Here is a 13,381-nt window from a genome sequence, read left to right on the forward strand (position 1 = left end):
TGCAACTTATCCCTTAACGGCACCGGACATCAGACCACGTACGAAATAGCGGCCAGAAACGATATAAACGATCAGCGTCGGCAGAGCCGCCAAGATGGCTCCTGCGAAGTGGACATTGTATTCTTTGACGCCGGTGGAAGAGGAAACCAGATTGTTGAGCGCAACCGTCATCGGCGTGGAATTCGCACCAGAGAAGGAAGCCCCGAACAGGAAGTCGTTCCAGATATTGGTGAACTGCCAGATCACGGACACTACGATGATCGGTCCTGAGGATGGCAGCAAAATACGCCAGAATATCTGGAAGAAGCTTGCTCCGTCTATTTGGGCAGCCCGAACCAGTTCTGTTGGGAAGGCTTCATAATAATTGCGGAAATAGAGCGTCGTAAATCCGATGCCATAAACCACATGCACGAGGATCAGTCCCCAGATCGTGCCAGCGATCCCCAGAAGACCAAGAACACGCGCCATCGGAATGAGCACGATCTGGAACGGAATAAAGCACGACAGAAGCAGCAGGCCGAAAAAGATGTTCGATCCACGAAATTGCCATTTGGTCAGGACGTAACCGTTCAACGCGCCGACAATGGTTGAGATTGCAACGGCTGGAACGACCATCAGGATCGAGTTGATGAAGAACGGCTTCAGCCCGGTGGGCTGAACCCCAATCTGAGCTGTCGACCAGGCAGATAGCCACGGATCAATGGTCCACTGCTGCGGCAGGTTCAACATCCCGCCCTGGCGGATTTCTTCAAGGGGTTTGAAGGAGTTAACCAGCATTACATAGAGCGGCAACAGATAGTAGAAAGCGAAGAGCAGTAGCGCAGTGTAGATCAGCGCACGCGTTAGCTTTCCACTGTTGATGGCATTGTCTTGCGACTGGGCGCTCATGACCGCGACCCTCCGCGAATTTCAGAGTAAAGATAAGGGATAATGATCGAGAAGATCATTGCAAGCATGATGATTGCAGATGATGCACCGATGCCCATCTGGTTGCGTGTGAAGGTGTAAGAATACATAAACGTCGCAGGCAATTCCGTGGCCTGGCCCGGCCCACCGCCGGTCAGCGCGATAACGAGATCATATGCCTTGATCGCCAGATGAGCGAGAACCACGAAAGCGGACAGGAAAACCGGACGCATCAACGGAATAATGATGCGGCGATAAATGGTCCCCGTGGATGCTCCATCAATCTGGGCCGCCTTGATGATTTCATTATCCACGCCGCGCAATCCTGCGAGGAACATCGCCATCACAAATCCGGAAGATTGCCATACGGCAGCAATCACCAGACAGTAAATTGCCATGGTATTGCTCTTGATCCAGTTGAAGGAGAAACTCTCCCAACCCCATAAATGCATTGTATTTTCCAGACCAATGCCCGGATCGAGAAACCACTTCCATGCCGTACCAGTGACGATGAAAGACAGCGCCATCGGATAGAGATAGATCGGGCGCAGAATGCCTTCACCGCGAATCTTCTGGTCAAGGAGGATTGCGAGAAATAGTCCGATAACCGAACAGATGATGATGTAGAGCGATGCAAAGATTGCCAGATTGGTGATCGCACGCCACCAGTGCGGCAAAGCCCAAAGTTTGGTGTAGTTCGTGAGACCGACGAAACCATACGATGGTAACATTCGACTATTGGTTAGCGAAAGAACACCTGTATAGATGATGAAACCATAGACAAACACGAGCACTATCAGAAAGCTCGGTCCCAGAACCAGCTTTGGCACCAGTTCCTGTAATCGGCTGTTACGCTGCATATTTGCGTCACCCTGTTCACGCCGCCGGAAACCAGGCCAATTATCTGGCGAAGGATCCGGACATCGGTTTGATTGGCAATCCGGTGCTATTCTATGACACGCAACCGAATGCACTTAATAAGCTCGGCCTGCTGCAATTTCCGATGGAAACATGCAGACCTAAATCATGCAATTGTTGTTTTGATTTCTGGCCGTTGCTGCCAGCACTTTAAAATGCGCGCCCATATTCAGAACGCCTGGAATGAAAAGCGTCCGGGAAGAATATCCCGGACGCCCATATGCTGTTACTTGGCAGCTTCGACAGCCGACACGAGTTCCTTGACGGCATCTTCCGAAGAAAGCTGACCGTTAAACTGGCGTGTTACAACGTCATAGATCGCGTTCTTGACTGCAGCCGGATTAGCATAGCCATGGGCCATGGAGCCCAGCATCGTGCCCTTTTCACTCGCTTCCTTTTCGTCGGCGATAGCCTTCTTACCGCAAGCATCGAAGTCAGTGTCCGGTACGTCGGTGCGCGCCGGAGCAGATCCCTTCACCACATTAAAGGCCGACTGGAATGTCGGGCTTTCAATCGCCGAGGCCATTTCAAGCTGCGCTGGAACCTTGTCTTCCGAGACCTTGAACATAGCGAACATATCGGAATTGAAGGTGATAGCGCCCTGCGTACCCGGATAGCGCATGCAGACAAAATCCTCGCCCGGCTTCTTGCCAGCCTTGATGAATTCGCCCTTTGCCCAATCGCCCATGAACTGAAGACCAGCTTTGCCTTCAATGACCATAGCGGAAGCGAGGTTCCAATCGCGACCGGAGAAATTGTCATCAACGTAGGACCGCAACTTCGTCATACGGTCGAAAGCCTCCTTCATCGTATCGCTGCCGAGAGTTGCAGGGTCGAGATCGATGAAAGCTTTCTTATAAAAGTCGGTGCCATAAGACAGGACGACCGCATCAAAAATGGTCGCGTCCTGCCAAGGCTGTCCACCATGAGCGATCGGCGTGATGCCCTGCTCCTTGAATTTATCGAGCAAAGCGATCAATTCATCCCAGTTGGCAGGTTCCTTGCCGCCAGCCTTGTCGAGTGCCGCCTTATTGATCCACATCCAATTGGTGGAGTGAACATTGACCGGAGCAGCGATCCAGTGGCCATCATATTTGGCGAATTCCTGCAAAGGAGCCGGGATGACCTTTTCCCAACCTTCCTTGTTAGCAACCTCATCGAGGTTGCCAAGGGCACCCTGCTCCGCCCAGTCGCGAATGTCGAAGCCAAGCATCTGCACCGCCGTCGGCGCATTGCCCGCTGTGACGCGCGCACGCAGCACTGTCATAGCTTCCGTACCGCCACCACCGGCAACCGGCATATCGGTCCAACTGATACCCTTCTTTTCAAGATCTTTCTTGAGAACCTCGAGAGCCGCAGCTTCACCGCCAGCGGTCCACCAGTGCAGAACTTCAACATTCTGCTTGTCCTGCGCGTTGGCAACAGGGGCCATTCCGGCGAGCAAAGCACAGGCGGCCGTACCCATCGCAGCGAGCTTCAAAAGTTTATGCATGTCTACCTCCCGTAGAAACAAACGAAACCATAACTATCGGATATCCGGACAAGCCATTGCTTCTCCATGGTAATCCGTCTCGTCATTCCCATCCGCACCTCCTCGGCACGGACCCAGAACCGGCTGCTCCAAACAGCTGACCCCGCTATTTAATGCCGCAATACGATGCGAAAGCATCTGCTTTCACCTGTGCTCGGCCATCCTTCACGACGTTTTCCTGAAATCCTCCATCCCACTCATACGCCGCTTCAGCACAATTGACAACGTTGTCTTTCATGGATGCGAAATATCCGCAAGACAAGATGTGACCATAGGATAGGCTCATAACCCGCCAGGGTGTCAATATCCCTTGATTGATAAAATCGGTGAAATTTAATCGATTAGAATCAAAAAACGAATTTCCATCGGAAAAGATCTTATAAATTAACCACTTAGCCTCAACGAAGTGCTCTGCATCGCACTTCCTGTTGCATTGCACCCTCAATATGCCCTCTTCAACCTGAAAAATCGGAGACAGAAATCCTCCTCAATTCACTGGACAAGCGTGTTACGAGAGCATAGTTTCGCGGCGCTTGCACAATGGTGTGCGGGCTTGTTCTCGGGGCGGGGTGAAACTCCCCACCGGCGGTATGAAACGAACGTTTCGAGCCCGCGAGCGCCTGTACAGAGGCCGATTCGGCTTCAGTTCAGGGTCAGCAGATCCGGTGAGATGCCGGGGCCGACGGTTAAAGTCCGGATGGAAGAGAGCGATTGAGCGTCAGGATCATGCCCTTGGGCATTATCTATGCGTTCTTTTGTGCGCCCTGATTCTAGTTTCGCGAGGAACCTATGAACCAGAGCTATCCGAACAAAACTTCATTCAAGATTGCATTCATTCAAGCCCGCTGGCATGCTGATATTGTCGACGAAGCCCGCAAGAGCTTTGTCGCGGAACTATCAGCGAAAGCTGGCACTAGCGTGGAAGTGGAAATCTTCGACGTTCCTGGTGCCTATGAAATCCCTCTCCATGCCAAAACCCTCGCCAAGACCGGCCAGTATGCGGCCATCATCGGCGCGGCGTTGGTCGTAGACGGTGGCATTTATCGGCATGATTTCGTGGCAACTGCCGTTATCGACGGCATGATGCAAGTCGGCCTTGAGACTGAAGTTCCGGTTCTCAGCGTCGTCCTGACGCCGCATCATTTCCATGAAAGCAAGGAGCACCATGACTTCTTCCATGCCCACTTCAAGGTGAAAGGCGTGGAAGCAGCCAATGCGGCGTTACAACTCATTAGCGAACGCAGCCGTATAGCGGCCCTCGCATAAAGATGTTCAGACCGGCCTTATTGTAGAGGCCGGTCATTCTCCGACGATGCGTTCTCCGTGAGCATAAACGTCGAACTCACCGCCTCGCACCAACGCAACAAGTGTCAGATTCGATTCCAGAGCTGTCCGAATGGCAAGTGCCGTCGGAGCAGAGATCGCCGCCAGAACCGGCGCTCCAAACATGACTGCCTTCTGCACCATTTCGACCGATACACGGCTGGTGATTGCAACGATCCCGCTTTCCGGCGAGGAACCGATACGCGAGACGGCACCGACGAGTTTATCCAAAGCATTGTGACGCCCAACGTCCTCACGCACAGCTATGAGGCCCCCACGTGGAACATAGAAACCCGCAGCATGAACCGCATGGGTTTGCGCATTCAGCAGTTGTCCTTCCGCAAGCGACGAGATAGCCATTGAGATATCGCGCGGGGCAAATTTTCGGCTATTCTCGCTGAGCGCCCCAAGCGGCCGCAGAGCGTGTTCGATGGAATCTATCCCGCAGAGACCACATCCGACTGGACCGGCCATAAATCTGCGTCGCGCTGCAAGTCTCTGCTCAGGGCGTTCGGACAGTCTGATCTGAACGTCAATGCCTTTCTCAAAGGCTACCACCTCAACCGCTTCTATCTCCGAAACATGATCGACGATATTCTCGGTAAGAGTGAAACCGATCGCGAAGTCCTCAAGATTGTCAGGAGTAGCCATCATCACGGCTTGCGTTGAGCCGTTATAGCTTACTGCCACCGGTACTTCTTCCGGTACAATGCGTATACCCTCATGGAAGCTGGACGCACGATGCGCGAGGCGCGCAGCACTCTGACTTATCTTGTGGATCGTCATCTTACTTGCTTACCTGCCATCGCATCAATCCTCCCAACAGTTTCATGTGGCATGAAAACAACTTTTATGTAAGGTGCCACCGGACAAGCCGTCGCAATTTGGATGGCAAGTGAGGAAAAGATGGATATTCGCCAAGTAGACGACAATTACTCGGTTTCGGGCCAGATCGAACCCGACGATGTGCGCGATATTGCTGCGGAGGGATTTCGCACGATCATCTGCAACCGGCCTGATGGCGAAGGTGGCCCCGAGCAACCTCAATTCAGCGAAATTGCACGTGTGGCAGAGAAGGCTGGACTTGCAACCTATTACATTCCGGTCATTGGCGGGCAGTTGACGCAGGAAGATGTGGATGCGATGGCAGCAGCGTTGGATGAAGCCGAAGGACCCATTCTTGGCTACTGCCGATCAGGTGCACGCTCTACGAATATTTACGGGATCGTGCAGCAGCAAAAGCGCGGATAAAAAACGAGCGCAAACTATGAGGGCGGTGAAGCCGCAAAGGCATTTCTACGGTCTTTGCAAACATGGCGATCATCGTCCCGAGAGCCGGGTGCGACCCGAATGGACAACGCGCGATGTATGAGCGGAATACTGACGATAATAGCTCATCCCAGTACGCGTGACGGTCGCAACCACACCGCCCAGAACGAGAAGCCAGCCAATAGCCTGTGGCCAGTTGAAGCTTTCAATCCCGCCGCTCAGTGCAACAATGAAGATACCCGCCCAGAGCAACGACGCCGTGCGCCGCCAGAATACCGGGTTGAGCTCATCAAAGACAGCCTTCCACAGTGAGTGTACAAGGCAGGCGAAGAAAAGGGCAGCGGCCAACCCGATATTGAGCAACTCGACTGGCAGCCATTGTTGCGAAGTAAGCATAGTTTCCATCATCCACTTCACCAAGATGCGCATCGAGAAATTCTGTTACGAGATTTTCGCTACGATCCAAAGTACTGTTACTGTTCGTCCTATTCAGCTTTCGCTTTGTGGCCGCAACGTGTTAGAAGCACGGAAAGCTCCTTCGGATAAATTCACTTATTATTGCGATAACGCGAAATATCGTGTTGAAAACATTAATCTATTCGCGGAGCAGGATCGGGTTCACCCCATGTAACCCATTCCAGGAACAAAGAAATTTGCATTTCCTGCTCAAAAGGTTCCACTGGACTATTTCATTCACAATCGCATCATATGACAGCGGTGTAACAATTCGGCACAACAAAATGGCCTCAGCAACACCGAGGCGGTACAGTTATTCACATGTCTGCAGTTTATCAGCTGGCTTTTACTTGCCCCCCGCCCTTCTTGCTGGGAAGCATCAATGATGGGTCCACGGCAGCTGGCGCGTTGGCGGGACGCCCGAAAAGAAAACCCTGAACCTGTTCACAGCCCTCTTCGGTCACCATGCGATGCTGATCGAAGGTTTCTATACCTTCGGCTACCACAGGCAAATCCAGACTACGCCCCAATCCGACGATGGCTCGTACGATGGCCCGCGCGCTAACATCAGTTTCCATACTGGTGATAAAGCTACGGTCTATTTTAATCTTATCGAACGGGAAACTTTGAAGATTGCTGAGCGAGGAATAACCGGTGCCGAAATCGTCCATAACGATACGAACACCCAGCTTTTTCATGCGACGCAACAGCTCAAGTGTCGTCAACCGATCCTTCATCAGCGCAGATTCCGTGACCTCCAGTTCCAATCTTTCTGGATTCAGACCAGTTTCTTTGAGGGCCGAACCGACCGTATCGGGTAGATTAACCAGTCGAAACTGCACCGGCGAAAGATTTACCGCTATGTTCAGGTGCTTGTCCCATCCGGCAGCCGTGCGACAAGCCTCACGCAGAACCCACTCGCCCAAAGCTATTATTGTTCCCGTTTCCTCAGCGATTGGGATAAAAACTTCCGGCGGTATCTGGCCACGCTCTGGATGGTTCCAGCGAACCAAAGCTTCATAACCTGTGCAGCTTCCGTCAACCGTCGCGAACAATGGCTGATAGGCAATACTGATCTGCCCGCGAACCATCGCGTGGCGCAAATCGGCCTCCATCTGGCGACGTTCGCTTATCTCACGGTCCATTTCCGGTGAGTAGAATGCAACCGTACCCCGCCCTTCCGTCTTAGCCCGATAAAGGGCAATATCTGCCGCATGCCGAATTGCTTCAACGTCCTTGCCGTCATTCGGATATACAGAGACACCAATGCTGACACCGACAGCAGTCGGATCGAGCACGGTATTCAGTTCTGATCGGAAGGTCTCCAGAATCTTCTCAGATAGTTTTCGCGCACCTTTGGGTTGTGGCACCCCCACCTGTAGAATGATAAACTCGTCACCACCGATACGCGCAGCTGTATCTATGCCGTTGATGGATCGCTTCAGAATGTTGGAGACCGTTTTCAATACGCGGTCGCCTTCCGCATGACCGAAAATATCGTTCACGGCCTTGAAGCGGTCCAGATCGAGCGCCAGTACAGCGAAAGGTTCACGGTTACGGCGCGCTACAGCATTCGAAAGACGCTCCTCAAAAAACATGCGGTTAGGTAAATCGGTGAGTGCGTCATGCCGCGCCATATGTTCGATTTGGCGCTGGGCCGCGCGTTTTTCGGTGAGGTCGCGAACCGCCAGAACCTCACAAGGACGCCCCTGATACTCGATCGTGTGAACTGCAAGTTCAAAAATGCGCTCGTCATTTGGGAATCGCGGCGCGGCCTCAATTGCTTCCGAACGGGGGGCACAGACGGGAAGTCCATCAGCCGCCAATAACAGGGTATCCGGCGCAACGCCAGCGAGCGCCTTTTCACTACGTCGCATAAGTTCAGAAAACCGAGCGTTCATTTCAACGATTCCACCTTCTCGGATCACCGCCAAACCATCCAGCGTAGCGTTCGCAAATCCCTTAAGGTCTGTCATGTAGCGGTCTACGAATACGGCAACAATCGTCGTTAGTGCGACGACACAAACAACTGCAGCTATGGCACCAGTCAACCAGAGGCGACCTATGCCAAGCGGATCAGCCGCTGGAAGAGTGGGATTCGGAACCAACTCGGTTGACGCAACCGTTGTAAAATGAAGCGTACAAACCGCGAGTATCCCTCCAACAGTCGGAAGTGCAATACGCATCCAACCCGATGCATTTGTCACAAACCAAAAAGCGGCTATGAGCAATAGAGTCGATATAATGCCGCCGACGAGGACCGGTGGAAGATCATAGCGCACATTAGCTGCAGCTTTGATCGCACTCATGCCGGTAAAATGCATTGCCGCAATCGATAACGTCGCAGAAACGGCAGCGATCAGAATATTGCTGAAAGTCGGCCCCTTGAGAAATCGCAGACTTAGCCAAAAGCCAAGTACAGCTATCACCGCCGAAAGAACAGTGATTGTGAAGTCAAACTCGATAGCCACCGTGCCGCGATAAGCGAGCATGGCTACGAAATGGGTCGCCCACACACCCAACCCACCCGCAAACGCACTCGTTGCCAGCCAATTGTCACGGCGGCTTTTTGTGCATTCTCGCGCACGTGCTAGCAATAGGAAAAAGGCAAACATACTTGCAAATGAAATAGATGCAGCCAAGACAACAAAAGGCTGATCGTGCTGTACAGCCACGCATTCCAGGACTTTAAACATACCGCCCCGCTTTAGTCCGAAGTGCACTTCTTATGAAAATACAACAAGAGGCATCACTCAGACTGTGCTTTGTTCCCTGGACAAAACTACCAATAACTATTTAAGCAAATCTGAATTCCGTAATATACAAATCTGTGTTTTCTACCCATTAAAGAGGGACACGGTGCGAATATCGCGCCGAATTGATGATCAGGCACGCTTTCCATAACGTTTCCCGACACGGGCAAGCAATATCACCGGCAAAATTCCAACTACCACAATGGCGAGCGCGGCAATGGCCGCTTCTTCATAAGTCCCGCGTGCGGCTTCGCCATAAAGATGCGTCGCAAAGGTTTCAACGTTGAGCGGACGCAGCAAGAGTGTAGCTGGCAGTTCTTTCACGCAATCAACGAATACGAGTAGCCCAGCCGCAACAATAGCCGTTTTGGAAAGCGGTAAATGAACTGCGCAAAATGTCTGCGTCACACCACGTCCCAAGGTGCGCGATGCTTGATCCAGTGACAAGGGAATGCGCTCAAGACCGGAATCGATACCACCCGCAGAAATGGCGAGAAATCGGACGACGTAGGCATAGATCACCGCTGCGCCTGTTCCAATCAGCACCAGTCCTGCCGAGAACCCGAATATATGTGATGTAAACTGATTGATGAGGCTATCGAAGCCACTCGCAACGACAAGAATGCCGATAGCGATTACGGTTCCAGGCGCAGCATAACCCATCGTCGAAAAGCGATAAGACCAGCGTGAAATCGCACTGGGGAAAAGCCGAACCGCATATGCAACAAGCATTCCGCAGATCAGTACCAGAACTGTTGCGATTGAAGCCAGAGTGACTGTGTTGAAAGCTTCGCCGACCAATCGGGGGGATACACCGGCAAAGCGAACGCGCTTTATGGCCTCCACGACCAGATAGATCGCAGGCATGACGAATCCTATGACGATGGGCAGTGAGCAGAGACAGAACAACCAGGCAGCCTGCCCTCGCTTAACTTTCAACGGCTCAAAGCCGCGTGAGTGACGAATATTGGAAGCAAAGCGCTGTTTGCGCCGGGCCCAACGCTCAATCGAAACCAGAGCAACAACCAGAAGCAAGAGAGCGAGCGCTAATTGGGCCGCGCCTGGCAAATCAGAACGCGTTATCCAGGTCGTGTAAATCGATACGGTCAATGTACGAACACCCAAAAACTCTGCGGCGCCCACATCATTCAGCGTTTCCATCAAGGCCAAGCTAACTCCGACCGCCACAGCGGGCCGGGCTAGCGGTAAGGCGACTCGCCAGAAGATACCCTTGCGGCTTACACCCAGTGTTCTTGCCGCCTCAATGAGACTGGCAGACTGAGTGAGAAACATAGCCCGCGTGGGAATATAAACATAAGGATAGAGAACGAAACCCAGAAGAAGAATACATCCAGCCATCGAACGGATATCGGGTAACCGCAACTGGCGCGGGCTATCATATCCCAGCACGAAACGAACCGCGCCTTGGACCGGACCAATAGGATGCAGGATATCAAGATAGGCGTAAGCAATAATATAGGTTGGCACAGCCAATGGCAGCAAAAGCGCCCATTCCAACACAGCCCGCCCGCGAAAGTCATAGGCAGTAACCAGCCACGCCGTCGATGTACCAAGAATCGCAGCAATAATGCCGACCCCGGTGAGCAGAACTACCGTTTCGAGAAAAGCAGATGGCAGATTGGTCGCGAACAGATGTGCCCATAGTCGGGTTGAGCCTTGTATAGCTTCCAACGTAAGGGCGAGGATCGGCAGCAAAACCAGAACTGCGACAACAATGGAGAACCACAGCCAACTGCGCCCTGCCCTTGCGGGCTGCAAAAATCGTTTCCGCATAACTGGAAAAGTTTCCATTGGGCTCTCTATAGTGCAACGCCGGCGCATGAACTGCACCGGCGTTAGTCTGCTTAGGTCATTCGGCTTTTAGTTATCAAAACCGACTTTGTCGACCAGTTCACTTGCTTGCTTGCGATGGCTGACGATTTCGGACAGCGGAATGCTGTCGATTTTCAGCTCCCCGAACGATTCCACGATTGGATCAAGGGGCGCACCCGGCTTGACCGGATATTCAAAATTGGCCTTGGCGTAGATCTGTTGGGCCTCATCAGACACCAGATATTCAAGCAGCTTGACCGCGGCATCCTTGTTCGGCGCATTCTTGGCAATAGCTGCACCGCTGATGTTGACCTGGGTTCCACCATCCTTGAAGGTAGGCAACAGAACCTTGATGCCTTCGCCCCAGGCCTTCTGTTCATCACCGCCCTTGCCCGAACGCATCAGGCCGACATAATAGGAATTTGCGACTGCAATATCGCAGATACCACCGACGATATCCTTGGCGCCATCGCGATCCCCGCCCGCAGCCTTGCGTGCGAGATTATCTTTCAGCCCCTTCAACCATTCTTCGGTCTTTTCCGGACCATAATGCGCGATGAAATCTGCGAAGAGCGCGGTATTGTAAGGATGCTGGCCTGCACGGATACAAACCTTACCCTTCCATTTCGGATCAGATAGATCTTCATAATTGATCTTGTCGAGCTCAAGGTCCTTGGCTGCATAAACAACGCGAGCCCGCATGGAGAGCGCGAACCAGTTATCCTTTGCATCGCGAAGCTGCTCTGGGACGGCCTCTTTCAGTAGCTTGGAATCGACAGGCTGGGTGAGCCCTTTATCGACGAGATCAACCAGATTACCGGCATCGACTGTCATAAGAATGTCCGCTGGCGAATTCGTCCCCTCGGAGGCTACACGTTCTGCCAGACCATCCTTCAAGAACACGGTATTGACGGTAATACCCGTGGACGACTTGAAAGCGTCAAGCAAGGGCTGAATGAGGCCCGGCTCACGTGTCGTGTAAATGTTCACTTCATCTGCGTGGGCGGCTCCTGCGAACAGCGCTATTGCGACGAGAGCGAGACCAGAACGCGCAAATTTGGACATTTTACCTCCGGATGGACCTATTTCATTTTGAATTATGAGCGAAGTAATCAAGTTATACGGTGAGGCTCGCTAACGGTCAATTACCCATGCAACTCTGACACATATATTTTCGGTCATTTGGGGAAAATAAGCGCCTTATCCCAGTGCGGGCACAGAACAATATTGGTAGTCGATGCGGGAAGCCGCAGTTCTGTGCGTACTCGCAAACGAAAAGCTGTGTCTGTCACCAGTACGACCAATTCTTCGATTTCACCGAGAAACGTGCGTGATTCAATGCGACCTCGCAATGAATCTTCGCCAGTCTCGCCGTCAGTCAGGATGGAAAAATCACGCGGACGCAGATAAACGAACGCCTCGACATCTGGTTCAAGCTTTTCAGCCGCGGCGAGAATCCCAAAGGGAGTGACCAAGTTATCGCCTTCAACTTTTCCCGGTATCATGTTGAAGTCACAGAAAAAATCTGCCGCATAACGGTTCGCTGGCTGATCATGGAGTTCGCGCGCATTGCCACTCTGAACGATCTCGCCGGATCGCATCAGCACAACTCTGTCCCCCGTAGACAGTGCCTCTTCAGCTTCATGAGTCACGATAATCGCGGTTGTCCCGAGCTCCCTCAACAAAGCTACCGTCTCACGACGAACCCGGGCACGCAAACCTCGATCAAGATTTGAGAACGGCTCGTCCATCAGCAGAAGATGCGGCTTAGGCGCAAGAGCCCGAACGAGAGCAACACGCTGCTGCTCACCACCTGAAAGCATATGCGGATAGCGATCCGCCATATGAGAGAGCGACACCAGTTCTAGAAGCTCTCTTGTCCGAACATTCGCTTTTTCGCGAGGCATTCTCCGCAAGCCGAACTGGATGTTTTCTTTGACTGTCAAATGCGGAAACAAGGCGTAGTCTTGGAAGACGACACCAACATTGCGCTTTTCCGGCTCAATAAATATCGCCGATCCGACTAGCGTCTTGCCTCCCATCGTGAGCGTTCCACTGTCTGGGGCATCAATGCCGGCAATGATGCGCAATAGAGAAGTCTTGCCACAGCCAGAATGACCAACCAGACAGATAATCTCGCCCGCATGAACGTCCATAGAGATACCATTGAGAGCACGCACCGGGCCAAACTGACGGCTGATACCGGACAAAGTTAGCGCCGGACCGGAATGACCGGAAACCTGTCTGTCGTCGTACGGGTTGCGTGCGTCCATGAGCCAGATCGCGTATCCAAATTACAGTTGATGCGGATATAGAGATACATTCTCCAGAAAGCTACCGAAACAGGATAGAATATCTCAGGAATATCGTGATTAAGTATTTCTCGAATGGG

The 13,381-nt window shown here is 52.4% G+C and carries 11 protein-coding genes and 1 riboswitch; of the genes, 2 read left to right on the plus strand and 9 right to left on the minus strand.

The window, feature by feature from the left end; translation table 11 throughout:
• Nucleotides 1–6 precede the first annotated feature (6 nt).
• From MKS82_RS20840 to MKS82_RS20850, 3 genes are all read right to left on the minus strand, one after another.
• On the minus strand, nt 7–888 hold the full coding sequence (locus MKS82_RS20840) for a carbohydrate ABC transporter permease (protein ID WP_109986458.1): 882 nt from the start codon (nt 886–888) through the stop codon (nt 7–9).
• On the minus strand, nt 885–1,766 hold the full coding sequence (locus MKS82_RS20845; protein ID WP_061347050.1) for a carbohydrate ABC transporter permease: 882 nt from the start codon (nt 1,764–1,766) through the stop codon (nt 885–887). The genes MKS82_RS20840 and MKS82_RS20845 overlap by 4 nt, the downstream gene beginning before the upstream one ends.
• 284 nt (nt 1,767–2,050) lie before the next feature.
• On the minus strand, nt 2,051–3,316 hold the full coding sequence (locus tag MKS82_RS20850) for an ABC transporter substrate-binding protein (RefSeq protein ID WP_109986456.1): 1,266 nt from the start codon (nt 3,314–3,316) through the stop codon (nt 2,051–2,053).
• Between the two features lie 590 nt (nt 3,317–3,906).
• Nucleotides 3,907–4,068, plus strand: a riboswitch (FMN riboswitch).
• A gap of 76 nt (nt 4,069–4,144) precedes the next feature.
• Here MKS82_RS20850 and MKS82_RS20855 point away from each other — a divergent pair.
• Nucleotides 4,145–4,621 carry a 6,7-dimethyl-8-ribityllumazine synthase gene (locus tag MKS82_RS20855; RefSeq protein WP_109986454.1) on the plus strand — a complete coding sequence of 159 codons (477 nt, stop codon included), beginning with the start codon at nt 4,145–4,147 and terminating at the stop codon, nt 4,619–4,621.
• A gap of 33 nt (nt 4,622–4,654) precedes the next feature.
• Here MKS82_RS20855 and fdhD read toward each other — a convergent pair whose 3' ends face one another.
• Nucleotides 4,655–5,464, minus strand: coding sequence for a formate dehydrogenase accessory sulfurtransferase FdhD (fdhD, locus tag MKS82_RS20860; protein ID WP_109986453.1), 810 nt, complete (start codon nt 5,462–5,464; stop codon nt 4,655–4,657).
• Nucleotides 5,465–5,584: 120 nt separating this feature from the next.
• Between fdhD and MKS82_RS20865 the strand changes: the two genes are divergently transcribed.
• Entirely contained in the window at nt 5,585–5,929 is a 345-nt protein-coding gene (locus MKS82_RS20865; protein WP_109986452.1) for a TIGR01244 family sulfur transferase, read from the plus strand.
• 69 nt (nt 5,930–5,998) lie between these two features.
• On the opposite strand, the gene MKS82_RS20870 is transcribed toward MKS82_RS20865, so the two are convergent.
• From MKS82_RS20870 to MKS82_RS20890, 5 genes are all read right to left on the minus strand, one after another.
• Nucleotides 5,999–6,376 (minus strand): hypothetical protein, encoded by a 378-nt coding sequence (locus MKS82_RS20870; protein ID WP_181394233.1) that lies wholly within the window; start codon nt 6,374–6,376, stop codon nt 5,999–6,001.
• Nucleotides 6,377–6,738: 362 nt separating this feature from the next.
• On the minus strand, nt 6,739–9,099 hold the full coding sequence (locus MKS82_RS20875) for a bifunctional diguanylate cyclase/phosphodiesterase (RefSeq protein WP_109986451.1): 2,361 nt from the start codon (nt 9,097–9,099) through the stop codon (nt 6,739–6,741).
• Nucleotides 9,100–9,288: 189 nt separating this feature from the next.
• Complete coding sequence (locus tag MKS82_RS20880; RefSeq protein WP_109986450.1) at nt 9,289–10,968, minus strand: ABC transporter permease; 1,680 nt, start codon at nt 10,966–10,968, stop codon at nt 9,289–9,291.
• Nucleotides 10,969–11,037: 69 nt separating this feature from the next.
• Nucleotides 11,038–12,054: a Fe(3+) ABC transporter substrate-binding protein gene (locus tag MKS82_RS20885; RefSeq protein WP_109986449.1), complete on the minus strand. Its 1,017-nt coding sequence runs from the start codon at nt 12,052–12,054 to the stop codon at nt 11,038–11,040.
• A 113-nt stretch (nt 12,055–12,167) separates the two neighbouring features.
• On the minus strand, nt 12,168–13,262 hold the full coding sequence (locus MKS82_RS20890; protein ID WP_109986448.1) for an ABC transporter ATP-binding protein: 1,095 nt from the start codon (nt 13,260–13,262) through the stop codon (nt 12,168–12,170).
• Nucleotides 13,263–13,381 lie beyond the last annotated feature (119 nt).

This window comes from Ochrobactrum sp. A-1, assembly GCF_022488005.1.
Lineage (GTDB): Bacteria > Pseudomonadota > Alphaproteobacteria > Rhizobiales > Rhizobiaceae > Brucella.